General features: G+C 44.9%; 21 protein-coding genes and 1 pseudogene. 9 read left to right on the forward strand and 13 right to left on the reverse strand.

Going from position 1 to position 25,269, the window contains the following annotated elements:
* Positions 1-3: 3 nt before the first annotated feature.
* The 10 genes from AC0YN7_RS21600 to AC0YN7_RS21645 form a co-directional block, all read right to left on the reverse strand.
* Positions 4-939 carry a type II secretion system F family protein gene (locus AC0YN7_RS21600; protein ID WP_475812107.1) on the reverse strand — a complete coding sequence of 312 codons (936 nt, stop codon included), beginning with the start codon at positions 937-939 and terminating at the stop codon, positions 4-6.
* Entirely contained in the window at positions 932-2,257 is a 1,326-nt protein-coding gene (locus AC0YN7_RS21605; protein WP_475812108.1) for an ATPase, T2SS/T4P/T4SS family, read from the reverse strand. The genes AC0YN7_RS21600 and AC0YN7_RS21605 overlap by 8 nt, the downstream gene beginning before the upstream one ends.
* Before the next feature lie 44 nt (positions 2,258-2,301).
* Positions 2,302-3,150: a hypothetical protein gene (locus AC0YN7_RS21610; protein ID WP_475812109.1), complete on the reverse strand. Its 849-nt coding sequence runs from the start codon at positions 3,148-3,150 to the stop codon at positions 2,302-2,304.
* Positions 3,147-3,872 carry an SAF domain-containing protein gene (locus AC0YN7_RS21615; RefSeq protein WP_475812110.1) on the reverse strand — a complete coding sequence of 242 codons (726 nt, stop codon included), beginning with the start codon at positions 3,870-3,872 and terminating at the stop codon, positions 3,147-3,149. The genes AC0YN7_RS21610 and AC0YN7_RS21615 overlap by 4 nt, the downstream gene beginning before the upstream one ends.
* Before the next feature lie 255 nt (positions 3,873-4,127).
* Positions 4,128-4,478, reverse strand: a complete 351-nt coding sequence (locus tag AC0YN7_RS21620) for a type II toxin-antitoxin system PemK/MazF family toxin (RefSeq protein WP_028609438.1) — start codon at positions 4,476-4,478, stop codon at positions 4,128-4,130.
* Between the two features lie 3 nt (positions 4,479-4,481).
* Positions 4,482-4,763 carry a CopG family ribbon-helix-helix protein gene (locus tag AC0YN7_RS21625; protein WP_475812111.1) on the reverse strand — a complete coding sequence of 94 codons (282 nt, stop codon included), beginning with the start codon at positions 4,761-4,763 and terminating at the stop codon, positions 4,482-4,484.
* 225 nt (positions 4,764-4,988) lie between these two features.
* Positions 4,989-6,176, reverse strand: coding sequence for an alanine racemase (alr, locus tag AC0YN7_RS21630; RefSeq protein WP_475812112.1), 1,188 nt, complete (start codon positions 6,174-6,176; stop codon positions 4,989-4,991).
* 149 nt (positions 6,177-6,325) lie between these two features.
* On the reverse strand, positions 6,326-7,531 hold the full coding sequence (locus AC0YN7_RS21635; protein WP_475812113.1) for a LolA family protein: 1,206 nt from the start codon (positions 7,529-7,531) through the stop codon (positions 6,326-6,328).
* Between the two features lie 372 nt (positions 7,532-7,903).
* Entirely contained in the window at positions 7,904-8,566 is a 663-nt protein-coding gene (locus tag AC0YN7_RS21640) for a hypothetical protein (protein WP_475812114.1), read from the reverse strand.
* Between the two features lie 736 nt (positions 8,567-9,302).
* Entirely contained in the window at positions 9,303-10,607 is a 1,305-nt protein-coding gene (locus tag AC0YN7_RS21645) for an MFS transporter (RefSeq protein ID WP_475812115.1), read from the reverse strand.
* A 363-nt stretch (positions 10,608-10,970) separates the two neighbouring features.
* Between AC0YN7_RS21645 and AC0YN7_RS21650 the strand changes: the two genes are divergently transcribed.
* The 7 genes and pseudogenes from AC0YN7_RS21650 (at position 10,971) to AC0YN7_RS21680 (ending at position 17,213) form a co-directional block, all read left to right on the forward strand.
* Positions 10,971-11,186 carry a PspC domain-containing protein gene (locus AC0YN7_RS21650; RefSeq protein WP_475812116.1) on the forward strand — a complete coding sequence of 72 codons (216 nt, stop codon included), beginning with the start codon at positions 10,971-10,973 and terminating at the stop codon, positions 11,184-11,186.
* Between the two features lie 64 nt (positions 11,187-11,250).
* Positions 11,251-11,919, forward strand: coding sequence for a PspA/IM30 family protein (locus AC0YN7_RS21655; RefSeq protein WP_475812117.1), 669 nt, complete (start codon positions 11,251-11,253; stop codon positions 11,917-11,919).
* Positions 11,920-12,296: 377 nt separating this feature from the next.
* A complete protein-coding gene (locus AC0YN7_RS21660; protein WP_475812118.1) occupies positions 12,297-13,634 on the forward strand; it encodes an FAD-dependent oxidoreductase in 1,338 nt (445 codons plus the stop codon).
* A 216-nt stretch (positions 13,635-13,850) separates the two neighbouring features.
* Positions 13,851-14,705, forward strand: coding sequence for an ankyrin repeat domain-containing protein (locus tag AC0YN7_RS21665; protein ID WP_475812119.1), 855 nt, complete (start codon positions 13,851-13,853; stop codon positions 14,703-14,705).
* 24 nt (positions 14,706-14,729) lie between these two features.
* Positions 14,730-15,119, forward strand: a complete 390-nt coding sequence (locus AC0YN7_RS21670) for an ankyrin repeat domain-containing protein (RefSeq protein ID WP_475812120.1) — start codon at positions 14,730-14,732, stop codon at positions 15,117-15,119.
* Between the two features lie 450 nt (positions 15,120-15,569).
* Positions 15,570-16,529: pseudogene (locus AC0YN7_RS21675) on the forward strand (sigma-70 family RNA polymerase sigma factor); the annotation flags it as partial.
* A gap of 75 nt (positions 16,530-16,604) precedes the next feature.
* Positions 16,605-17,213, forward strand: coding sequence for a dihydrofolate reductase family protein (locus AC0YN7_RS21680; RefSeq protein WP_475812121.1), 609 nt, complete (start codon positions 16,605-16,607; stop codon positions 17,211-17,213).
* Positions 17,214-17,545: 332 nt separating this feature from the next.
* Here AC0YN7_RS21680 and AC0YN7_RS21685 read toward each other — a convergent pair whose 3' ends face one another.
* Together AC0YN7_RS21685 and AC0YN7_RS21690 are read right to left on the reverse strand one after the other, a co-directional pair.
* Positions 17,546-17,797, reverse strand: coding sequence for a type II toxin-antitoxin system HicA family toxin (locus AC0YN7_RS21685; RefSeq protein WP_475812122.1), 252 nt, complete (start codon positions 17,795-17,797; stop codon positions 17,546-17,548).
* On the reverse strand, positions 17,760-18,176 hold the full coding sequence (locus AC0YN7_RS21690; protein WP_475812123.1) for a hypothetical protein: 417 nt from the start codon (positions 18,174-18,176) through the stop codon (positions 17,760-17,762). Before AC0YN7_RS21690 ends, AC0YN7_RS21685 begins: the two co-directional genes overlap by 38 nt.
* Positions 18,177-18,452: 276 nt before the next feature.
* Here AC0YN7_RS21690 and AC0YN7_RS21695 point away from each other — a divergent pair, with 276 nt between their 5' ends.
* Positions 18,453-19,325: a transposase gene (locus tag AC0YN7_RS21695; protein ID WP_475812124.1), complete on the forward strand. Its 873-nt coding sequence runs from the start codon at positions 18,453-18,455 to the stop codon at positions 19,323-19,325.
* Entirely contained in the window at positions 19,279-19,776 is a 498-nt protein-coding gene (locus AC0YN7_RS21700; protein ID WP_475812125.1) for a transposase, read from the forward strand. Before AC0YN7_RS21695 ends, AC0YN7_RS21700 begins: the two co-directional genes overlap by 47 nt.
* A gap of 224 nt (positions 19,777-20,000) precedes the next feature.
* Here AC0YN7_RS21700 and AC0YN7_RS21705 read toward each other — a convergent pair whose 3' ends face one another.
* Positions 20,001-25,193 carry an S-layer homology domain-containing protein gene (locus AC0YN7_RS21705; protein WP_475812126.1) on the reverse strand — a complete coding sequence of 1,731 codons (5,193 nt, stop codon included), beginning with the start codon at positions 25,191-25,193 and terminating at the stop codon, positions 20,001-20,003.
* Between the last annotated feature and the right edge of the window lie 76 nt (positions 25,194-25,269).

Genomic DNA, 25,269 nt, shown 5'->3' on the forward strand with positions numbered 1-25,269 from the left:
CCTTCACATTTTTTTGCGTGACAGCCAGAGCCCCATGAGGAAGGAAACAAAAATAAGAACCAACGAATTTAACAGCATATCTCTTCCTTGAGGATCAACCATATAATAGTGGTATGAATTGTCCCTGTTATATCTAAGGTTAATGCCTATAAACAATGCTAGGAATAACAAGGGAGAGAAGTTAGCGATTCTAATCTCAAGAAGTCGATTCCGCTCCTGCTCATTAGCCCTTCTTGCTTTGCGCATATCCGAAATGAGCTCCTTCAAGCTGTCTGATATAGTTACTCCTTCCACAAGCGCGACTCGCAAAATATTCACAAAATAATCGGCCCAGACATGTCCCAAGGAAGCGGCGAGCAGCCGCAAGCTTGCCTCATCATCACCCCGTACTGACAGGTTGCGATACAACTGCTCCAACACCGTTTGCATCGGCCCTAACAGTCTCCGTTCCTCTACCGTGCGTTGCAGGGCAATTCGAACCTGTCGTTCTCCAGTAACGAGGTAGCATTGATAGAACAGCTCTACTGCAGGCAAGAAATCCATTTGCGTCTGCATCCTGCGCTGAACAAGCAGCGATCTTAAGAGCGTGTAAGGCAAGGAACCAAGCAAGCCACCAAAGAGCAGTGTCCCTTTCATACTTTGAAAAAAAATTCCTCCAAATGCGATCCCCGCCATTAACAGCAGAAACGATAGCAGCACAAGCATGCCGGGCTTTGCTTTCATTTGCAGCGTCTCTAATAAGTCAGACAAGTGTCGAACGAGCCACTCTTGACGATTAAAACGCATCGCAAACCGATAACGCCAGCCCGTTCTAGCTGCGTAAGTCAATCTGCTTCTCATATGCTGTTCCTTCGACCAAGCGGCAAATAGATTGTACAAAGCGATAAAAATCAAACAAGAAAGCAATATCGCGGCCGCTGCGATAGAAAGCTTATTCATAAGCATCACCAATGATCTGCATTCGGGCTAATGCCCGAGCTGACGGCTTTGATGGATAGATCCAATCACTCAATTGCTCATCAAACTTAACCCAGTCTCGCACAAGTGCCTGCCCTCCCTCCCAGTAAAGCTCACCAATCCGGCTCACTACTCTTCGTCCATTCAGATTGCGCATTTCAATACCAACCTCAGTCACGTACTCAGTAATTCGTTTCGTTAGCCGCTCAGCATTCATTCCTCGTCCGTCCAACATACACATATCGGTTATCGCTTCCGGTACATCCTCCAGTCTATTGGCATGTACGGTTGTCATACTTCCGGAGTGCCCACGCGTACAGGCCCGAACATAAATATTAGCGTCGAGATCACGAATTTCAGCATGAATGATTCGCTCGGGCGATTGCCTAAGCGCGAGCTTAAAGGCTTGGTCCGCTCGATGATAACTATCTTCCTCGTCCGTTTCGTACTCAATAATATTTTTACTTGGAAAATCACGTCCAAGCATCATCTCAAATCTGCCCTCGATTGTTATAATTCGCTCTTCATCAGGCAGCTCAGCGATGATCGCTTTCATTAAATTTGTTTTACCTGAATTGGTAGGCCCGATAATGACGATATTGAATTTTGCGGCTAACACCGCCTTCAACAGCTGTTTCAGTCGATCATTCATCGTTCTGTACGCGGATTTGCACAAAGTCTCTAAGCTAAAGCTGTGTACCGTATAAAATCGTATCGTCAACGTAGGCAAAGCCGTAAAACCAAAGCCTGTCATCGTAACGCGAGACCCGTCTTGAAGCATGACTTCTGCCCATCTCTTGCGCGGATTAATACGGTCATTATTATAGAGCACTAAATTTTGCTGAACTCGCTCTACCTCTCTAATGCTGTCGAACTTATAAGGCGAAGAAGCCGCAACTCCCTCCTTCACTATGAAAATTGCCGTACCGACTACTTGGATCTCCTCTAAACCTTCCTTATTCGCGAGTACTAGCTCCAATACATTGAGTCCGATTACTTCAGCAAATAATGCCTCAGCCAGCGTCTGATAGGGGTGCTGCATGCTTGCAATTCCATGGATACGCAAACGAATTAATCGATCCGTAATTACCGCAAGCACCTGCTCCCTCTCTTGCTTGAAGCCTAATACGGCTCGATTTAATGTCTCGTTATATTGCCTTCGTTCAACCTCAGTCAGCCCATGCGGCGCGCTTAAATAGGTTCTAATATCATCTGCTAACCGGCTAAAATGCTCACCCGCTGCTAATTCCCCATAAGAAGATTCACTCTCGCCATCCAGTAATAAGCGTTCTGATTGCATCTGTGCAGCAAAATCCGTAGGTGAAAACCGATTATTGGCTGGCATCACGATATCGTACCGTTCCGATGCGTAAGCAGCTTGCGGTACCAAGGCTGTATGGGAATGGGGGTGGCCATGCTTCGTACTCCGTGTCGCCGCATCAAAACCTGTGCTGGCTCGCGCATTGCTTTCTTGCCCTCGATGTCGGTACTAAGCCACTCCGCATACGTACCGCTATCCAACTGACTAAATATAGGGTGACTGTGTTGAAACTGCCCGAGTGCTGTTGTTCCCAGTTCTTTGCATATATGCTTCATTTGATAACCACCACTCCTCCATGGACCTTTTAATAGAATAGAATCATATTGATTTGCCGCAACCTCGAAGAGCGGAGATACTTGTCCAATCCAGCGCTTGCCGTCCTCTTGAAAATGAGATAGCGCTGAGGTAGTAACCAGAATACGTGAGCTCGCTCTTCTAATGGAGCAAATGGTTGCCGCATTGTCCCAATACGCACCTACATCTAGAACAACAAATGCAAAAGCTTGCTCTGCAACTGTAATAAGATGATCCGCTTCCTCCGGTGTGAAAAACTCCGCTTGATCCCGAAGCAAGTTACCGAAAAGCACTTGTAAATTCGTTTGCTGCGGTACCGAATAAGCAGCCCTGCGCAGCTTCTCTGGTGACAGTGTCTGTGAGCGAAGCTCCGGACGCAGCTTGTCCAACGTAACCAGTGGCTCGTCGACCCCAATATAGCGATGTATTTTCGCGCTTTTTAAATTAAGACATAAATATCCGATCGATTTCCCGCTCGCTTCAGCCATTCGATAAGCTGTAGCAAAAGCTGCTGCGGTTGTACCAATATTAGGCGTTGTACCGATAAAAGCGGCCAGCGGTGCAGTAGATCTATTCATGGTCTATCGACCTCCTCGTCAATCGACAAGTCGAGTGATTCTGGGCTGTATGCCACAACTAGCTTTAAACTGCCGCTCTTGCACAACCTGTCAATTTGCAGCCATTGTTCCTCCGATAAGTTTAAGTTCAAGTAATCGATCATTCCGTTTGCTTCACGGCGCGAGGCATACATCTGCTCCTTATTTCCATCAGCCAGAGATAGTAAATTTGGATTTTCTACATTGTCAATTTCGACGTTTCCTGATGTTTTAACAGAAGCTACACGAACCGCCTCTTCAAAGAGACGCTCCGAAGGAGCTGAGTCTCCCGACGCATACAGCAGAACCTTATCTCCTGCTCTTATTCCATTCGAAATGCTGCGAATATACTCCTTTGGAATTTGGAATGTTGATTCCGAACGCTTCGGCTGTAAATAATAACGTTCCACCTTCCAATCGAGCAATGGCTCCCCCTTGCCAATAGGTATGACGGTTTCCTTGCCTACAGCAAAGGCTGCGTCAATGAGCATTTCTGGGACAAATACGGTATGCGGTACTCTCTTGAATTCCAAATCCTTCTGGCTTAGTCTCTCCCCTGCTGCGATAAATCGTTTTGGCACGAGTACAGCAACTGTATCCTGCTGTTCAATTTGTAATCGCTGTAGCTGATACATCCCATACACAAGGCATGCCGACATCAATGCGGCGAGTATGCTTATGAATATGTTCCTTCTTCTGTTCATTTTCTCTCCTCTCAGAGCACAAAAAAAAGAACGCACATCAGCAGCCTCCTATGGCTATACTGCGTGCGTTCTTCGCATAATAATGCTCTTATATGTAGTTAAAACAACCAATTGAGTACATAATAGCAAATTACTTGTAATTCTGTCTATCTTTATTTTCTTAAATGTATAAATATCCAGTTCTTACGCTTAAAAAAGAAGCCATTCAGCACGAAGGTTATCTCCTTCTTCATACCGCATGGCTCACTTCTTTATTTAAAAATCAATTAATCCCACACTAATTAACAAAGCATCATCAACCTTACGCATAGTTTCATCGTCCAAATGCGTAATTTTATCGGTTAACCGCTGCTTATCAATCGTTCGTATCTGCTCCAGAAGCACAACGGAATCACGGTCAAATCCATGTGCAGCCGCATCCATCTCAACGTGTGTAGGCAGCTTAGCTTTCTGAATTTGTGCTGTAATGGCAGCCACAATAACGGTTGGGCTGAATCGATTTCCTATATCATTCTGAATGACAAGAACCGGGCGTACACCGCCCTGCTCTGATCCAACGACGGGTGATAAATCCGCAAAAAACACATCTCCGCGTTTTACAATCAAGCTCTACACCCCGCTTACAAGACGGCCTAGCATATGGTCTGCTTCTTCCTCCGCTTGAAAAGCTTCCGAGGCCATGTTCAAGTTAATTTTCGCCATCTCCATATACCCGCGCTGCATGGATTCACGGATCTGACGTTTTTTGCGCTCCACAAGATAGAGCTTCATGGCTTGCCTAATAAATTCGCTGCGATTGGAGTTTTCCTTGGCGACAATCCCGTCGACCTCCTCCAGCAAATGATCTGGTAGGCTGATCATGATCCTCTTGGTATTTTGCACATTGGCCACCGAACTCGCACCCCCAAAACTTTTCCAAAACCTTAATACACATTATGACAATATATTGCCTTCGCTATACTTCAACATATCTATGATCATCGTATATCAATTATGCTGTATGCTTTCATGTATAACTTCCACAGATCAACTGACATATTAATTCGTGATCTTTAGCGAAAATCCTCTTCATTCATAAAAAAATGTCAGTTGTAAAAACTGCCATGTTAATCCGAATTATGCTAATGGGTTGCACACATCTATAATTTGACCATCACTTATATACACACGAGGCACACGAGCCGCAAGCATGCAAATGACTTCATAGTTGAGGGTACCCAGTTGCTGTGCAACCTCGTCGACCGTAATGACCGCGCCTCCCTGGCGTCCGATTAATACAACCTCTTCACCTGGAGCTACCGGCAACGATTCCCCTCCTAATACTGCACCGTCAAGAGCAATCATGCATTGGTCCATACAAATGGCACCGAGAATAGGTAATTTAATACCGCGCACAAGCCCATGCGCTTTGCCTGTAAGCATACGGCTAAAGCCGTCGGCATATCCGATTGGAAGCGTTCCGATTCGTTCTTCGCCTTTCGTTACATAGCGGGAACCATAGCTGATGCCCCAGTCAGCGGGAGCTGTTTTGACCATAACTACTTCGGTTTTGAGCGTCATCACCGGCTCTAGCTCAATGCTCTGTTGATTAACTTCAACTGACGGATATAAGCCGTACATGCTAATTCCGAGACGGAGCATGCCGACCGCCCATTCCGGCGTATCAATCCCAGCCGCGCTATTCGCGGCATGTATGATTGGAATCGGCAGTCCCTGCTGCTCGACGTATTCGAGTACTTCCCGAAATCTGTCGTACTGAAGCTTTGTATAGCTTTTGTCAGCCTCATCAGCCCTTGCATAGTGAGTGAATAACCCTTCCACCTCGAGCTGAGAGACCTTCAAAGCTTTCTCAATAAACGATATTGCGGCTTCTTTGCCAAGTACACCAAGCCGTCCCATGCCGGAATCAAGCTTCACATGCACCTTAAGCTTTCGGCCGCTCGCGTCTACTGGCAGCTTTCCAGCTGCTTCCATAATATCTTCTCTAAACAAGCTTATTGTAATATTCCGGTCTCTAGCTAGCGCGAGTGCATCAGCGGGTACAAATCCGAGTACGAGAATAGGAGTTCGAATTCCAGCATTCCGCAATTGCAGCGCTTCATCAAGAAAAGCCACTCCTAAGTAATCAACACCAAAGCGCTCAGCTTCACGCGCGATCTCTACTGCTCCATGTCCATAGGCATTTGCTTTAACCGAAGCCATAAGACGGCAGTCTGTCGGAATCACGTTACGGAAAGCTTGCAAATTATTTTTTAATGCATCCAATGATAATTCAGCCTTAGTAGGGCGATAAAACGAATCCAAGCCTTTCACCTTCTCCTCATCTGGTTAGCCATTACAATCCGAGCAGCAAACATCAATAGCAATAATGTTATACGTTGCTGCTAAGACTGTCAATGAAATGAACCCCAGAATTGGCTAGTACGTCTTGGAAATAAAAATTTATAATCGTATTATTTTCCTGCTTCGCCCTGAACGGACTGTGCTATTTTAATCAATTCTGAATCTGGAAGGTTCGCGCTTGTTAAACGGAATTGATTGCCTTCATAAGTCCAAGTTAGTGTCTGCTGCTCTTCGCCGCTAAGCTCACCTACTGTGAAGCCTAAATCAACCATATAGCCTGGCACAAACGTTGCCGCTAGATCATTTGGCTGCGTTTGAATGAGCGTGTAGCTATAATCACCTGCATACCTTGTCATTACGCCTGGGTTTCCGCCAAACACAATGTCTATCGAATCTTGATAATTCACACCAACCGGCGTGTGTGATGGCAGCATAACTGAAATTGAAGCGTTAGGTTCATCGTCAGCACCCGCTGCTGCATCTTCGTCAACATTGGCATCTTCTTCATCTTCATTAATAGCTTGGTCATCGCCGTCTACGGCAGCGCCGCCCTCGGCTTTATCACTTTTCACATTTGCGTTATCGTCAGGAGCATCAACCTCATTGTCAGCATCTCCTGTTGTAGAACCGCTTCCGATCTTCTCAGGCGTTGTCATTGTAGGTTCTTCTGTCGTACCGGAAGGCTGAGCTTTCATATTCGCTTCTGTTTCAAATACGGTTTTATCAAATTTAGGTCCGAATTCAAAGGAATCGAACTTCACTTCCACCATCAAGGCTGCATTCGTGTCACTGACCTCTACATGAACCGGCTTATAATCGGATTTATTAAGCCATATTTTCTGGCGAGCAAGCGATCCATTGTTATAGTTGGCCATTACATCAAATACGTAAGCATTCTCATCCACCGCAAAATGACGCGATCCATCTACCAAAATACTTTGCACAAGCGTTTGATACAAATAAACCTGTCCTTGATTTTGCGGCCAATCGCTTTGGAAGCGGAATACTTTATTCAGCTTCGGTGTTAGTACGAATACGCCGTCGTCATTACGAAGCACGATTTGCGTAATGTCCTTCTCTTCGTTCGTCAACTTTATGCGATAGAATGTCGGCTTCTGATAGGATACTTCCACCTTGTACTCGAGCGGCTGTTGACTGGTATGCAGCGTCATTGTCCCGCTTCCTTGATAGCTTTCCATACTGTTTACAAACTTGTCGAGATCCTTAACTACGGACTCGGCGTCCTTCGTACCGCAAGCACTCATTACTAATGCAAAACATAATAAAATTGCCGCGGTCCATGTGATGCGACGCATGTAATCATCCCCTCTGCACAATGTTTTTCCATCTGATAACATGTCTATGAGGGGACTTGACCAATTATGCGGACTGGCAATGGCTTGACCAAATTTTTAATTTCACGCAGGGGTGATTGAAAACCGAGATGCCGTGTCCTTCGCGGAATTTGTACAATCGTACCATTCGGGCTGTTGCCTTCTTGAAAATATTTAAAATGGGACTGTCTCAAAAGTCGTTTTTGGAAATTCCAGCTCCCACTTGTTACGTAATATAGGATTAAAAAAGAACCTTCAGCTCCACTTTATAGTAGTGTTGAAGGTTCTTTTTTTACATTTTATGGGACTGTCCGACTCTGGGTTACTCTATTGGGACAGCCCCTTTAATTTTGATTAAGCTATTTTAAAAGATTGGATGATCTCGTCGCCTGTCGCCTTCCATTCGTCCAATTGCTCTTGCAAGCAGTTGAAGCTAACGATGATCAACTGGTCGTCAACGACGGTAAATACCATATAATTGTAAACACTAGCGTTATCTCCTTCAACAGTAACTACAAAAGAGAGATACCCTGCTTTCTTTCCATTAATGTCAGCAATGCCATCCTCTATCCACTCTTTTGCGATTGGTTGATACGTCGCGACCATCTGATCCTTAAACTCTTCAAGCTCTTCTTCTTTCAACGGACTGCCCGTCTCGCTCAAAGCAACATTAATATTGCCTTCTTCATTCGTAAAGACTTCTTTCGGAGCGTTTCCCGAAGGATATTTGATTTGCTTCATGTCATCAGACATGATTACGAATTGTTCAGGAATGCGGATCGTAGCATGGCCGGACATAACGCTTTGCTCTTTGAGCGCGATTGTTCCTTCTGGCGTCGTAGTTTCTTCCGCCGAGGTTTCCGGAGAAGGAGAGGCCTTTGTGTCAGCCGCAGCCTCAGGAGAAGCGGAAGTGTCGACAGCTTCAGTAGGTTCATTGGTTGAATCGTTTTGGTTTTGGGAGCACCCTGTAACAATGACGGCAAATACGGTAAGAACGATAACAAACAGCTTTTTCAAAATAATTTCCTCCACGTCTCTATATTTTCACTTTCACCCACCTGGAATAGGAGGGTTTAATTCCCAAAAATGATATCATACATTAAAGGTAAAACTTAATACTTTTTAGAGAAAGTTTAGAAATAAGTACTTTTGTACTAATTTATATAAGGATTATTAAACTTATTTTATCATCTTCAATTACTATCTTTCATTTATAATCCACATCAACCGCACCGTGCTTCTGTCCGCCGGTCCGCAAACGAAATCCGCGTTTGAATAGGAGCCCTGTCGACAACTTCGCGCACCAGAGGGAGAAGGCCGTGAACAGCAGCGCCCACAGAAACGCCGTGATGATTTTCGAATCGCTTAAGCCTGCCCGCTATTTGTAGTGCTTCAAAGTTGTAGGGTTTAAGACGTTTTCTAACGTTTGGAGCGGTAGTTACAGTTCCAAAAACATATATAATTACATAATTAAAGCTATTGGATAATTAAAAGAATGATCTTCTACCGATGTATGACCAAACTTGGAACAATGGTTTTGATACGCCAGAGAAGCCCTCAAAGCATGGTTATCCAATTATGCGGACTAGTTTGATAAGCATGACAAGCTTTATTCAACGCTGTCTACAAAATAAACATCAGCAAGGAGAGAATACGATGAAAAAACTCTTTCAGATTCCAAATGGAATGTGAAAGAGCTCAGAGTAAAAGCTATGAATCATGACATTTGCCGTTAACTCATGATTACCGCCAGCTATTTAATCGAGGTTCTTCGAGACCAGAACAAGACGGGTAAAAACAGAAGCGCAAGTACTCCTCCGGCAAGGGAAAGTACGGTAAAGCTTGAATGCGCTACGACAATCCCAGCCATCGCACCACTCGATGCTCCAGCCAAAGCAATGGTAACATCAACCGTTCCTTGTGTTCTTGCACGAGCAGATGGAGTCGTCGCATCCACAATGAGCGTTGTACCGCTAATCAAACCAAAGTTCCATCCTAACCCAAGCAAAGCGAGAGCGATGATGAGCAGCGGCATTGAATCAGCAGGTGCGGCTGAGGCAAGAATACCTGCAGCAAGCAGCGTGACACCTGAAGCAATTGCCATTGCAGTTCTTCCTACTTTGTCAACGAGTATACCCGTTATAAGAGAAGGGAGATACATGGCGCCAACATGAATACCAATGACCAATCCTACGTCACCTAAGCTATGTCCATGATGACTCATATGTATCGGTGTCATCGTCATAATGGCCACCATAACGATTTGAGTTAAGACCATGATTGTAGCTCCAACAACTACCCCTCTTTTGTTAATAGCTAGTGTTTTGGAGTTCGAGTCTTCTGGATTTTTTTCATTTGATTTCTGTATCGCCGCAAGTGCTTTTGCTATGATGAGAGGATCAGGGCGAAGCAAGGCCATCAGCACCAAACCAGCAATTATGAATGCCGCAGCTGCCAAAATGAATGGCCCCGCTAGCTCTGGAACTCCAATAGAAACGGCAAATCTTCCCATGACACTAACCAAATTGGGTCCTGCAACAGCGCCGAGTGTAGTGGAAACTAATGCGATGCTGATTGCAGTTGCTCGCTTGGTAGAAGTAGCCATATCGGTACCTGCATAACGTGCTTGCAAGTTGGTCGCTGTACCGGCACCATAGATAAACAATGAAGCAAAAAGAAGCACAATATGACCAGTAACTGCTGCAACTACAACTCCTATCGCCCCGATACCACCTGCAAGAAATCCTGACGCTAAACCTATTCTTCGTCCATATCGCTCTGAAAGCCGCCCTACCAGAAATGCTGCAACCGCAGAACCTAAAGTAAACAAGGCAGCCGGAACGCCTGTAACGCCCTCTGTGCCAAGCATATCTTGCGCAAGCAAAGCTCCAACAGTAATCCCTGCCGCAAGACCCGCTCCTCCGAAAATTTGTGAAATAACAATAATGACTAACGTGCGTCGATAAAGCCGTTGTTGCTCCCTTGGTGAATCTATGTAACGCTGCAACTTAGCCGGTTGCGTCTTTGAGGAAACAAGATCACTACTATCCTTCGACATCTATATGAAATCCCCCTTCATCCCTGTTTATAAGTGTCAACCAGCCCTTGTAATGCTGTCTTACAACCATATCCTTCTCATCATAAAATTCCACCAGGAACTTCGAACAGGTACACCAACCAATATTATAATATTTATACCTTGTCACGCCTAGCACCTGTGCTCCGATGTTTTCGGGTACTATCGTCCACTCATCCACGAAGCTGCTTGGAACCAAAACTATTCGGGTTCTAACCCCGTCGTCCGTCGCAGTTGCCCCCCGCCTAAAGGCTAGCACAGCTAATGGTCCAAGGACCGTTACGAAACTGACAAACACACTATACAATTAAGACATAGATGAGCAACACGAAAGGATGATTGGATATGAAAAAATTGTTTCGATCAACGACGGATAGCAAAATTACAGGTCTTTGCGGGGGCCTCGGACAATGGCTAGGCATTGATCCCACTATTGTCAGACTTCTAGTTGTCATAGCAGCGCTCTTCAGCTTTGGAGGAGTCATATTGGCTTACTTTATTGCAACGCTGTTTATCCCTAAGGATTCAAGTAACGACTTTAGATTTGTTGATCACTACTAATTCAAATAAGCGAATGCACACAGAGCAGCGTGCTGCTTCACAAACATTTAAGGAGAGATGAAATATGGGAATTTTACAACGAGTAGTTAGCATGACAAAGGCAGCAGCAAATGAGGTGCTTGATAAGATTGAAAATCCGGTTATGATGCTTAACCATTACTTGAGAGATCTGGACGAGGAAATTTCCAAGGTCGAACGTGCTATTGCACAGCAGCAAGTCCAGACACGTATGCTCCAATCAAAGCTGGGTGAATTGCACGGACAATCAGCCTATTATGAAGGAAAAGCTGAACAAGCAGCAGTGGAAGGACGCGAAGCTGAAGCACGTATAGCACTTGAAGCGAAACTTCTCTATCTGGAGCAAGCCGAAGAGACATCGAGACTTCATCACATGGCTGAGCAAGCGACGATTGACCTTACGGATCGCGTAGAGTCATTGAAAGAAGAGAGAGTCCGGTTGCAGGGAAAACGTACGGAGCTCATTACTCGAGTACGGCAGACAGCAGGAGCATCCAGTGATTGTCCTTCCTATTCCCCCTATGGGAGTTCGGCCATACAAGGCTTCGAGCGTATCGAACAAAAGGTAATGGAATGGGAAGCAGAGCGCGAGCTTGCCAAAAGCTCATACGGAGTATATGCCAGTGGACAAGGCTTCGAGCAGCAGCAAGAGCAACGTAGTGCACGTGTGGATGAAGAATTGAAACGACTGTTGCAGAAGCAATCCAACAATTAATTTAGGATAGTGATTGAATAACATAAAATCAGGGTGATACAGGACAAAAATTCTGTATCACCCTTTTATAATTCAGCAATTGTTAGTACCAAATCTACTCCGACGAAACATTTATCGAATCATCATTTCAATTTCCAACGAAGCATTTACCGTTATCCCTCCCCATCGCTCAATAAGAGAATTAAATGTGGAAAGATTAATTGTGAAAAAAGTCACAACTTGTTCATTGTCATATTCGGAAGAAACGAATATGATACTAGCAAGACAACATTGTGAAATAAATCACAGCAAATATATGTTTGTGAATTATTTCACCTAGTAGGGCGAGATATTAATTCAAACTGCTTCGCCCCACTACATCATAAGGAGGAAATACGATGAAAACAAAAATTGCTGTTATTGGATGTACGCATGCTGGCACTGCTGCCATTACTGGAATAGCTCGCTTATATCCGGACGCCCAAATGACTGTTTTTGAACGGAATGACAATATCTCCTTCCTTTCGTGTGGAATCGCGCTTCATGTAGGAGGTGTCGTTAAAAACGCCGAGGAATTATTCTATGCATCGCCAAAGCAGCTAGCCGATCTCGGTGTAACAACGCTTATGCGCCATGATGTGATGAATGTCGATACGAAGGCCAAGACGCTGCAAGCACGGAACTTAACTACTGGCGAACAATTCACGCATAGCTATGATAAGCTTGTCGTAACAACAGGCTCGTGGCCAATTATTCCACAGATGGATGGCATCAATCTAGACAATGTCCTCCTCTGCAAAAACTATAATCACGCACAAACCATTATCGAAAAAGCGAAAAATGCTCAGCGAATTGCTGTTATTGGTGCAGGATACATCGGTATCGAACTGGTAGAAGCATTTGAAATGTTAGGCAAGGACGTTACATTAATCGATAATATGGATCGAATACTTTATAAATATTTAGACAAGGAGTTTACTGACTTAACCGAGCAAGCTCTTGTAGAACGGGGTGTTCAGCTTGCACTTGACCAGACGGTAACGTCATTCACTGGTGATGAGCATGGTAAGGTTACAACTGTCATAACGACTGCCGGACAATATGAAACCGATATGGTCGTCCTGTGCATCGGCTTCCGTCCGAACACAGATCTTCTGAAGGGAAAGGTAGATATGCTGCCAAATGGAGCCATCATCGTCGACGATTATATGCGTACGAGTGATCCGGATATTTTCGCAGCAGGAGACAGCTGTGCTGTCCATTATAATCCGACAGGCGAACATGCCTATATCCCTCTAGCTACAAATGCCGTCCGAATGGGAAGTCTCGTTGCGAAAAACCTGATAACGCCAACTACAAAATATTTGGGTACACAGGGTACATCGGGCATCAAAATATACGACTATAACATCGCATCGACAGGGATGACAGAAACGGCTGCTCTTGCAGTTGGTATGAATGTGAAAAAAGTCACAATCTTAGATAATTACCGTCCAGAGTTTATGCCAACTTATGAGCCTGTAACGCTTAAGGTTGTTTACGAAGCGGAAACGGGACGTATCCTAGGAGCGCAAGTATTATCTAAGGTCGATCTGACCCAGTCGATTAATACACTTTCGGTTTGTATTCAAAACCGAATGACGATGGATGAGCTCAGCTATGTCGACTTCTTCTTCCAGCCTCATTACAATAAACCATGGAATTTGCTTAACCAAGCTGGTTTACAAGCTTTGTGACAATTCCCCGAGTCACCTTATAAGAATCAACCATTCAACTAGAAATCCGCACAATGGACCTTTTGGGCTCCTTATGCGGATTTTTTTGTTGCGCCGCTAGTGCTCCCCTAGGCTTGGCTATTGAGCTAAACTATCCATAATTAGGTTGAATTCCCAAGAAAAAAATGGTATCTTAATTTTGTAATAAAAATTACAAAGTGACAAATGGAGATGGCAATGTCGAACAAAAAGCAAAGTATCGTTGTTTCAATTAGGTTAGATGAGATTTCATTAAAGGCAGTAGATTTACTTGTTGATTCAGGACTTGAGTCAAACCGTTCAAGAGCGGTCTCGTATTTTATTAATATGGGTATTCAAGCTTCCGAAGAAATGCTTAAAAAAGCCAAATTACTCTCTGATCATGTTCAACAATTGCGAGATGAAATGATTGAAGCGGTGAAAATAAATAACATTGAAAAGGTCGCTGGTTTAATAAAAGAAGATTTGAATCTTGTTAACGCAAAAAACACTCATGGAGAAACTGCTATATTGATGGCCGCTTATTACCAATCACAAGAGATAAAAGAATTACTGTTAAATAGTGGCGTCGAACTAAACATATTCGAAGCATCCGCTGTCGGCAACAAGCAAAGGGTAAAAGACTTGCTTGCTGAATCACCGGAGCTGATCGCGAGCTACAGTACAGATGGCTTTACTCCTTTAGGTTTGGCCTCTCATTTTGGTAACGAAGAAACAGTGAAAGTGCTGCTAGGCCAAGGTGCAGATATAAATGCTAGAAGTAAAGATGGCAACTTAAACAATATGGCTATCCATGCGGCTGTAGCCGGGAACCATGAACACATTGTAAAACTGCTTATTCATCATGGAGCAGATATAAACATAAAGTGTGAGGGGAAATGGCGCGTAGGATTCGCCCCTCTCCACGTTGCTGCTTATTTCGGTCGAGAATCTATCATAAAAATGTTATTAAAGGCAGGAGCCGACCAAACAGCTAAAACCGATAAAGGAGAAACGCCTCGCGAAATTGCAATGATTAGAGAACACCAAGAGTCAGCCACTCTATTAAAATAAAAGACCATTTAAAGGAGAGTATCCATGCAAGACAAACAAGCGATTCAACCTGAGTTAATAAAAGATTTTGTTGGTAACGCTCACGGTGACTTGGAACGTGTTAAGGAGCTTCTCGAACAAGAACCAGGGCTTTTAAATGCAGCTTGGGATTGGGGAGGGGGAGATTGGGAAACAGCCCTCGGTGCAGCTGCGCACATGGGGAGAAAAGACATCGCACTTTTCCTTTTAGAAAATGGAGCTCGCATAGATTTATTTACTGCTGTAATGTTAGGAAAAACTGAAGTTGTAAAATCTATGCTTGCAGACAATCCAAGGCTAAAAAACGCTCTTGGTCCTCACGGCATTCCTTTGATCAGCCACGCCAAAGTAGGTGGTGCTGAGGCATTGCTAGTACTTGAGTTGTTAGAACAATAAGTAATATTCTTTGTTTTTCAAACTTTTAATAGAGGCTCCACAATTACTTCTAGTAAATCAGATAATACTGAAATCTCGTTTATAAAGGGAGCCCTATTTAGGCCAATGTCATTAAGTTAAGCCCAGAGACACCAGCGGGAAAAATGGAATCCGAAACGGCATGGGAAAAAGCCCTGTGCCGTTTGTTTTTTTGTGCAAGCAAGGAAAAAGCGTACAGCAAACAAAGCGGATGGAATATCCTCTTAAAAAATGTTCATGGGAACCGAGTTATGCTACTCTGTAAACGAAGCTACCGTTATATTCAGAGATGCGTGAGGATGTCCCTCCCCCCCCCCATTATTCAGGTAGTGCTTTCTCATTTTATTAAAGACGAATAAGTGGCTTATTAAATGGAGACGATCGGTTCTGTGGCGTGTGTGAAAAGGGTGTTTCGCCCGTCAAAAGGAGGCCAAGATGAACGAAACAGCATTAGAGCTTCAGTTATTTGAGAACTTAAAGCCTGAGTTAACATCGTTCTGTTACAGAATGCTAGGATCCATCGATGACGCAGACGATGCTGTTCAGGAAACCTTTATTCGTGTTTGGCAAAGTTGGCATTCATTCAGGCAGGATTCCTCATTCAAAACATGGGTTTATCGTATTGCATCAAACTTATGCCTGGACAAGCTAAGACAAGCCAAACGCCGCACGCGTCCCGTTGACCTATCCGACCCAGCGGTACCTATCGTCGAACTCCGCGAAAAGTTTCCCGACTCAACTTGGATTTGGCCTGCCCCTGATTTCTCGGGGAGTCCGGAAGATATTTTCATTCGCAAAGATACCCTTGAACTCTGTTTTATTACACTCTTACAGATCTTACCCCCCCGTCAACGTGCGGTTCTTATTTTGAAGGATGTATTCGAATGGTCCTCCAAACAGATCGCAGAAACTTTAGGAATATCGCCGGCAGCGGTTAACAGCGCCCTGCAAAGAGCCAGAGAAACGATGGACCGAGCGAAACTTCATTCTAACGAGTTTAGCATGATGGATGTCGAACCTGATCGTGAGCTGCTATCACGGTATGTAGAAGCCTTCGAACAATTTGATATCAATGCGCTGGTAGCGTTGTTTCATGAGGAAGGCCGTCTGTCAATGCCGCCTTTCGCAATGTGGGTACGCGGCAAAGACGATTTGTTCAAGTTTTTTGCGCTTACACGCTGGCATTGTGAGGGATCCCGTTTTTTGCCGATTACGGCGAATGGGGGTTATCCTGCTTTCGCACAGTATGTGCCAAGCGGTGAAGACTCCTACTTGGTACCCTGGGGTATTCACATTATTGAGATAAAGGACAAGCAAATATACCACGTCCAAAATTTCATTAATACAAAATTATTTTCCCGATTTGGGCTTCCTGCACAAATACACCGATGAATATCGTAATCTAATTTCGTCTAAATAAATGAGAAACAAAATTACGATTATCAAAGATAGAAAGGACGATAGTTCATGCGTAAAATCATTCTATTCATTCACAGTACTATTAATGGAGTTGTCACTGGCGACCCAAGCGAGGACAAAACCAACTGGGCGGTCTGGAGAAATAGCGCTGGCATTGAGGAAGGTTCTCAGTTTCTATTAAATATTTTCGAGACAGCTGATACCATTTTGCTTGGCCGCGGAACCTACGAAGACCTCTCTAGAAAGTGGCCGACTATTCGAGGGTCCAAACGGGACGATGGAGGTTCAAGCCTGGGTGATAAGATAAACAACGCCCACAAACTAGTTGTAACAAGCGCCCGCCCGCTCGACAAGCTAAAATGGGGAGAATTTGAAGCACCAAAACAATTGACCGGCAGTAATATAGAAGAGCAAATTAAGGACCTAAAAAATGGTGACGGTGGCGACATTGTTATTTTCGGTAGTCCAACGCTCGTGCGATCACTTGCAAACGCAAATCTTATTGACGAATATCAGATAGTCATGCACCCGGTTGTGGTCAACGTAGGTGAGCATTTGTTTGACAATCTTAATGAGCAGAAGGAATTCCATCTCGTGGACGTCAAAACACTTAAGGTTGGTTCACTCTTGGTAACCTACAGACCCGCTAAAGCTTAGCTCAACCCGGCAGATCATTACTGTCAACACAAACAGCTGCCCAGTTGATAATGTGCAATGGACCGTCAACCTATACTATAATTGATTCAACACAGTAGTTCCATACGTCCCAAAAATGAAAAGACAGTTAAGCTTGAACGCCTAACTGTCTTTTCATTAGTTGAACCAATTCGTTACTGCAAATCCACCAAGTAAGTATATCGTGTTCGTTTTTAGTAAGGTTGGTGGAGGCGAGGGGATTTGAACCCCTGTCCAAAGATCACGCCACACAGGCTTCTACGGGTGTAGTCACAGTTTTGATGTCACCCTAGGAACTCCCCGTGATCAAAATACTATTTTCTCGAATTAAAATATGCTTTATCTACGCGCAACTGCTGTTTTAGTATCCTATTAAATAACCCTTTACCGATCTCACCCGTACCTTTCGATACTGCTGATCGCAATACTTCTCCATCAGGTAGAGTCTTTTGATAAATTTTATCTCTGCCAGTTTGCCGTGTCATAACCCAACCATCGCGTCTTAAAAAGCTTTCTAAATCACTCCAACTAGGCATGGAACATCCTTGCGACCGAGTCAACATCATCCTCTAACAAGACACGCAAGACGTAAGGGGAATGTTTATGTCTGTTAGGTGTATTGTAATATTGTGCATAATTATTCTCATAGTCTACAGCATATTCAACTAAGTGACGTGCCAATTCACTTCTAAGCTCTTCGAGTGTCTCACCATCAGCAACAATATCCTCTATTTGTTCTATTGATCCAACGTATCTGCCATCTTCATCCTGTTCATACTCAAATGTCAATTCATATACGGACAACAATTCCTTCATTTGTTGTTTAGAGAATGCCATGATAACATCTCTGTTCCTTTTAATCGCTTGAGGCTTCTCTCTCACGATGGTATCTATAAATCCACCAAAATTAGCTCTAACGTCTGTTGCATTCAAAACAGTTTGCATAATCATCCCTCCTAACCTCCATTCTACAAGAATATGTACATAATGTACACTATGTAGTGTACTCAAAATCTTATGAAAACATTCTCTTTAATCGTAAAAAAGACACCGCTTGAGGTCAATGTCATTAAGTTAAGGCGCAGGGCCAAAAATCAAGAACAAGAGCAGTTTATCGAAAAGATAGCCCGCTCTTTTTTTTGCACGAAATAGAAAAATAGGACTTGACAAGCAAATGGAAGTGTGTAGCGAAGTCCCTTGAAAAATGAGGAGGTTACGCCAATGAAAGAGTATGCGAATTCGCTAAAAGAGACGCTGACATCCCTCATACGAGAAATGTCAGCCGCACCAGCACCTTATGTCAAAAACCCTGAGAAAGATTTTACCCGAAAGAAAAAGCTGCCCTTTGAAACGGTTATGCAACTCCTGATCTCAATGGGTGGCAACAGCCTATATAAGGAACTCTTGGAATCGCAGGGCTATGACGTAAACACAGCAACCACTTCTGCTTTTGTCCAACAGAGGAATAAAATCATGCCGTCTGCTGTGGAATTCTTGTTTCACGAATTTACACAATCGTATACGGATATCAAGGACTACCGAGGGTATCGATTACTTGCCGTTGACGGTTCGGATTTGCATATCTCAACTGATTCTACGGACACGGACACCTATTTTCAAAGTCAACCGAACACGAAAGGCTATAACCTTTTGCATTTGAACGCAGCCTATGACTTGTGCAACAGACTTTACGTGGATGCCCTTGTTCAGTCACGAAGGTTGTGCAACGAGGGAAGGGCGCTGGCGGCTATGGTTGACCGTTCCCCCATCAAGGGCAAAACCATTGTGATTGCCGATCGGGGTTATGAAAGCTACAACAATTTCGCGCATCTTGAACGCAAAGGGTGGAACTACATCATACGGGTAAAGGATCTGGATTCCAATGGCATTCTTTCGGGCTTGCGTTTGCCCTCTGGCGGAGCGTTTGATATTGACGTTCATCTGACACTCACAAAAAAACAAACCAAAGAGGTCAAGGCCCATCCCGAGATTTACAGGTTCGTCCCTTCCACGTCTACATTTGATTTTTTTGGATCGGCAAGAGAACTTGTTTTATCCGATTTCCTTTCGGATTGTTCGTTTCGTCCTGCCTAATGGCGCTTATGAAACCGTCATAACGAATCTTTCTGCCGCTGATTTCCCGCCCGATGAACTCAAGTCCATTTATCACATGCGATGGGGCATTGAAACCTCTTTCCAGGCCTTAAAATACACCGTCGGTCTTACAAATTTTCACGCAAAGAAGCAAGCGTCCATCATCCAAGAGATTTTCGCAAGAATGATCATGTACAATTTCGCTGAAATGATGACCTCGCACGTCGTCATTTCACAAATGGATAAACGGCACTCCTACCAAGTCAACTTCACGGTCGCCGTTCACGTTTGTAGACATTTCCTGCGCTCAAGGGATGATGAACCCCCGCCCGATGTTGAAGCGCTGATTCGCAAAAACATTTTGCCGATTCGACCCATTCGCCCCGGGCAGGAGAATACGCGCAAAATACGCTGGAAATCAGCTGTTAGCTTCGTCTACAGGGTAGCATAATTCCGTTCACATGAACACTTTTTTAAGCGGGTCTTCGATCCGCTTTGTTTGCTGTACGCATTTTTCCTTGCTTGCACCAAAAAAGAAACGGCACAGGGCTTTTTCCCATGCCGTTTCGGATTCCATTTTTATTCCCGTTCTTGTCTTTGAGCTTAACTTAATGACATTGCTATTTAGGCTCCCTCGTGTCATAAAGTTCATTAAATTCCAGCTCTGAACAAAAACTAGATCAATTCGGACTTTATAAGGAGCCTTTGGACAATAGCAGCCACCTCTGCTCTTGTAATATGATCTTTAGGTGCCAGCTTTGTTTCACTTCTGCCTGTAATAATGCCCGCTTGCAAGCAATCCATGATTGCATCTTTAGCCCAATCTGATACGCTGCTTACATCTGAAAATGAAACCAGTGAACCTTCTGAAGCTGATGATGAAAGCTTACCTTTGAGACCTGTTGTCTTCATGGCTTTCGCAATGATCGCCATTGCTTGTTCTCTTGTAATCTTGTCCGTCGGGTGGAATGTACCATCTGCAAACCCTTTGACTAGACCATTTTCATTCGCCGTTTGAATATAGCTGCTATACCAATCTGCAGAATTCACATCAGAGAATGGAGATAAGCCCAGATCCAGCTTGAGCCCTAGTCCCCTAACCATGATAGCTGCAAATTCCGCTCGAGTAATATCTTGATCCGGGTTGTACAAATCATTACCGTCACCACTGATAATCATACGTGAACCCATTTCGTTTACAGCTTCCTTAGCCCAATGCTGTTCAACATCTTTAAATGCAATCGGATGCCAAACTATGCTGTAAGTGCTGTTCGTTAAGCTCCTCACTTGTGCATAATACTTGTTTTTAATTACAACAACTCTAGTCGGAACATGGCGAACCGAACCATCCGCTTCAACCACAATGCCAGTAGTAATTTTATTGGGATCGACACCAGTTGGAAGGGCAATTGTTCTTTCAATATAGGCGTCGAACTTAGACAATTCAATCGTTTTTCCTCCAAAGGCTACATGAACTGAAAAATTAAGAGACGGAGCAACAATTGAAAACTTTCCTTTAATCGCTGCGCTCTCAACTACCTTTAATGTACCCTCTAGCGGCTCAGCAATCGCAATTTTTATTTTAATATCTTGAAGCGCTACAGTCTTTCCAAACTGATCAGAAATTTCTTTTATATTAATTTGTGATGCAGGTAATGTATAAGAGAAGTTTTCATTTTGAATGACTATTATTACTTCCTTATCCTTTAGGTTCATAATCATCTGCCCATTAAACTCAACGTTAAAAACATCAGAATTAGTTTTTAGAGGAATTGTGATTATGGCATGCTGACCTTCTGCCTCTAGCCTTTTTTCAAGCTTTTGAGGATCAACTTTTATGGTTATGACCTTTTGATCATTTACAATAGCTGTTATAGCGGTTCCCGTGCTTTCCACCTTTCCGTTAATAATAATATCAACGCCTGTTTCTGAAGTACTCGGTGTTGAGGGTAGTGACGGTTCAATTGGTAAATTTGTTGTAAGTGTAACTATGTTCGAATTGCCCGCATTCGCTCCGCCCGTTACTACGAGACGGAAATCATAACCTGTTGCTGCAGACAAGCCGGATACTATTGCGCTTGTCGCATTCGTTGCTATCGCTCCGGTTGTCGCTGTTATCCATGTATTGGCTCCTGCTGGCGATTGCTCGATCAATAAGCTCGTTGCTCCGCTCGCAGCGCTCCATGTAAATGTCGCGGAGTTGCCCGATTTGCTTGTATTTGCAAAGCTAGTGAGCGCTATAGGATTCGTAGTAACCGATACTGCGTTTGAGTTGCCCGCATTCGCTCCACCCGTTACCACGAGACGGAAATCATAGCCCGTTGCCGCCGACAAGCCCGATACTGTTGCGGTTGTCGCATTCGTTGCTATCGCTCCGGTAGTCGCTGTTGTCCATGTATTGGCTCCTGTTGGCGACTGCTCAATCACCACGCCTGTGGCTCCGCTCGCCGCGCTCCATGTAAATGTCACGGAGGTGCCTGTTTTGCTTGTATTCGCAAAGCTAGTGAGCGCTATAGGATTTGTAGTAACCGATACTGCGTTTGAGTTGCCCGCATTCGCTCCGCCCGTTACTACGAGACGGAAATCATAGCTCGTTGCTGCCGCCAAGCCCGATACTGTTGCGGTTGTCGCACTCGTTGCTATCACTCCGGTTGTCGCTGTTGTCCATGTATTGGCTCCTGTTGGCGACTGCTCGATTACCACGCCCGTTGCTCCGCTCGCTGCGCTCCATGTAAATGTCGCGGAGGTGCCTGTCTTGCTTGTATTCGCAAAGTTAGTGAGCGCTATAGGATTTGTAGTAACCGATACTGCGTTTGAGTTGCCCGCATTCGCTCCGCCCGTTACTACAAGACGGAAGTCATAGCCCGTTGCTGCCGACAAGCCCGATACTGTTGCGGTCGTCGCACTCGTTGCTATCGCTCCGGTAGTCGCTGTTGTCCATGTATTGGCTCCTGTTGGCGACTGCTCAATCACCACGCCTGTGGCTCCGCTCGCCGCGCTCCAAGTAAATGTCGCGGAGGTGCCTGTCTTGCTTGTATTCGCAAAGCTAGTGAGCGCTATAGGATTTGTAGTAACTGTTACTTCATTCGAGTTACCAGCATTCGCTCCGCCCGTTACTACGAGACGGAAATCATAGCCCGTTGCTGCAGACAAGCCGGATACGGTTGCGCTTGTCGCATTCGTGGCTATCGCTCCGGTAGTCGCTGTTGTCCATGTATTGGCTCCTGCTGGCGACTGCTCGATCACCAAGCTCGTTGCTCCGCTCGCCGCGCTCCATGTAAATGTCGCGGAGTTGCCTGTTTTGCTTGTATTCGCAAAGCTAGTGAGTGCTATAGGATTTGTAGTAACCGATACTGCATTGGAGTTACCCGCATTCACTCCGCCCGTTACTACGAGACGGAAATCATAGCCAGTTGCTGCAGACAAGTCGGATACGGTTGCGCTTGTCGCATTCGTTGCTATCGCTCCGGTAGTCGCTGTTGTCCATGTATTGGCTCCTGCTGGCGATTGCTCGATCACCAAGCTCGTTGCTCCGCTCGCCGCGCTCCATGTAAATGTCGCGGAGTTACCTGTTTTGCTTGTATTAGCAAAGCTAGTAAGTGCTATAGGGTTTGTAGTAACCGATACTGCGTTCGAGTTACCGGCATTCACTCCGCCCGTTACTACGAGACGGAAGTCATAGCCCGTTGCTGCAGACAAACCGGATACGGTTGCGGTTGTCGCACTCGTTGCTATCACTCCGGTTGTCGCTGTTGTCCATGTATTGGCTCCTGTTGGCGACTGCTCGATTACCACGCCCGTTGCTCCGCTCGCCGCGCTCCATGTAAATGTCGCGGAGGTGCCTGTTTTGCTTGTATTCGCAAAATCTGTTAGAGCAATGGGATTTGTAGTAGCCGTTACTGCATTCGAGTTACCAGCATTCGCTCCGCCCGTTACTACGAGACGGAAATCATAGCCCGTTGCTGCAGACAAGCCGGATACGGTTGCGCTTGTCGCACTCGTTGCTATCACTCCGGTTGTCGCTGTTGTCCATGTATTGGCTCCTGCTGGCGATTGCTCGATCACCAAGCTCGTTGCTCCGCTCGCCGCGCTCCATGTAAATGTCGCGGAGCTGCCTGTCTTGCTTGTATTTGCAAAGCTAGTGAGTGCTATAGGATTTGTAGTAACTGATACTGCATTGGAGTTACCCGCATTTGCTCCGCCCGTTACTACGAGACGGAAATCATAGCCCGTTGCTGCAGACAAGCCGGATACGGTTGCGCTTGTCGCATTCGTTGCTATCGCTCCGGTAGTCGCTGTTGTCCATGTATTGGCTCCTGCTGGCGACTGCTCGATCACCAAGCTCGTTGCTCCGCTCGCCGCGCTCCATGTAAATGTCGCGGAGTTGCCTGTTTTGCTTGTATTCGCAAAGCTAGTGAGTGCTATAGGATTTGTAGTAACCGATACTGCATTGGAGTTACCCGCATTCACTCCGCCCGTTACTACGAGACGGAAATCATAGCCAGTTGCTGCAGACAAGTCGGATACGGTTGCGCTTGTCGCATTCGTTGCTATCGCTCCGGTAGTCGCTGTTGTCCATGTATTGGCTCCTGCTGGCGATTGCTCGATCACCAAGCTCGTTGCTCCGCTCGCCGCGCTCCATGTAAATGTCGCGGAGTTACCTGTTTTGCTTGTATTAGCAAAGCTAGTAAGTGCTATAGGGTTTGTAGTAACCGATACTGCGTTCGAGTTACCGGCATTCACTCCGCCCGTTACTACGAGACGGAAGTCATAGCCCGTTGCTGCAGACAAGCCGGATACTATTGCGCTTGTCGCATTCGTTGCTATCACTCCGGTTGTCGCTGTTGTCCATGTATTGGCTCCTGCTGGCGATTGCTCGATCATCAAGCTCGTTGCTCCGCTCGCCGCGCTCCATGTAAATGTCGCGGAGCTGCCTGTCTTGCTTGTATTTGCAAAGTTTGTTACAGGGACAATAACCGTTAACGAAGCACCATTCGAGGTTGCCGCAGGAGCCGTAACCCCCGTTGCAATTGCACGGTACAAATATCCGTTCATCCCCGCTGTTGCACCCGTTATCGTCAACGTTGATGTTGTGACACCGCTGTACGAAGCTGAATTGCTGAGATTCACATAACCTGAGCCTGTATTGACCTGCCATTGATACGAGCTTGCATTAGATGCAGAAACTGAAAAGCTTGTGCTGCCACCTGTGCTAATCGTTACGTTACTAGGATTACCCGTAATCGCTGGTGCTGGCACTATAACCGGATCATTGATTTGAACGTTATTAACAGCAATCCACATATCCGTTCCTTGTGGCAAAATACGAACTTCATCGATGTTATCAAAACTCGTTGTTAAACCATTAGCACGATTAAAAGTATGTGACGATGGGGGAATATTAACAGTTAAATCAATCCATTCGCCAACCTGATTACCGTCGTTGAATGCTCCTATTTTCACATCTCCACCGCCAATATCATCCAAACGAATAGACTGCAGCGAGAAATTTTCGGTTGGAACACTGCTCTTAATAAACCATATACTCTGAGATTCACTTCCAGCGTAACCAGCTCCAAGTGCACCTGTACCATAAGGTTCCTCATAGGATAATTTTAAATATTTACTTGGAACCGATGTATCTTTAGCCGAAAACTCTATCGAGATGCCTGCTATGTTATCTGACCCTCCTTCTCCATCCGTAACGATAGTCGCATTAGGATTGACATTTGTTTTGAAAATAATCGTATTTGAGCCTATTCCAGCAGCAAGAGTGGAAGGCGAAAGCCAAATTACTTGTGCGGAAAAAAGAATGAAACATAAAAAAGCTATGGCTGGCTTACGAAAAAAATGAATATTATTATCCATATATTCAACCCCACATTTAAGTTTTTTGAATCAAATCATACAACAGAATTAGCACCTCCCCCCCCCCCCGCCTACA

Source organism: Paenibacillus sp. J31R122 (assembly GCF_056269185.1).

Coding starts and splice junctions, on each gene's coding strand:
- AC0YN7_RS21615 (WP_475812110.1), bottom strand. CDS start 3,872: ATGAACAGAAGAAGGAACATATTCATAAGCATACTCGCCGCATTGATG.
- AC0YN7_RS21635 (WP_475812113.1), bottom strand. CDS start 7,531: ATGCGTCGCATCACATGGACCGCGGCAATTTTATTATGTTTTGCATTA.
- AC0YN7_RS21660 (WP_475812118.1), top strand. CDS start 12,297: ATGAAAACAAAAATTGCTGTTATTGGATGTACGCATGCTGGCACTGCT.
- AC0YN7_RS21650 (WP_475812116.1), top strand. CDS start 10,971: ATGAAAAAATTGTTTCGATCAACGACGGATAGCAAAATTACAGGTCTT.
- AC0YN7_RS21605 (WP_475812108.1), bottom strand. CDS start 2,257: ATGCAATCAGAACGCTTATTACTGGATGGCGAGAGTGAATCTTCTTAT.
- AC0YN7_RS21670 (WP_475812120.1), top strand. CDS start 14,730: ATGCAAGACAAACAAGCGATTCAACCTGAGTTAATAAAAGATTTTGTT.
- AC0YN7_RS21610 (WP_475812109.1), bottom strand. CDS start 3,150: ATGAATAGATCTACTGCACCGCTGGCCGCTTTTATCGGTACAACGCCT.
- AC0YN7_RS21695 (WP_475812124.1), top strand. CDS start 18,453: ATGAAAGAGTATGCGAATTCGCTAAAAGAGACGCTGACATCCCTCATA.
- AC0YN7_RS21685 (WP_475812122.1), bottom strand. CDS start 17,797: ATGATGTTGACTCGGTCGCAAGGATGTTCCATGCCTAGTTGGAGTGAT.
- AC0YN7_RS21600 (WP_475812107.1), bottom strand. CDS start 939: ATGAATAAGCTTTCTATCGCAGCGGCCGCGATATTGCTTTCTTGTTTG.
- AC0YN7_RS21655 (WP_475812117.1), top strand. CDS start 11,251: ATGGGAATTTTACAACGAGTAGTTAGCATGACAAAGGCAGCAGCAAAT.
- AC0YN7_RS21680 (WP_475812121.1), top strand. CDS start 16,605: ATGCGTAAAATCATTCTATTCATTCACAGTACTATTAATGGAGTTGTC.
- AC0YN7_RS21645 (WP_475812115.1), bottom strand. CDS start 10,607: ATGTCGAAGGATAGTAGTGATCTTGTTTCCTCAAAGACGCAACCGGCT.
- AC0YN7_RS21705 (WP_475812126.1), bottom strand. CDS start 25,193: ATGGATAATAATATTCATTTTTTTCGTAAGCCAGCCATAGCTTTTTTA.
- AC0YN7_RS21665 (WP_475812119.1), top strand. CDS start 13,851: ATGTCGAACAAAAAGCAAAGTATCGTTGTTTCAATTAGGTTAGATGAG.
- AC0YN7_RS21690 (WP_475812123.1), bottom strand. CDS start 18,176: ATGCAAACTGTTTTGAATGCAACAGACGTTAGAGCTAATTTTGGTGGA.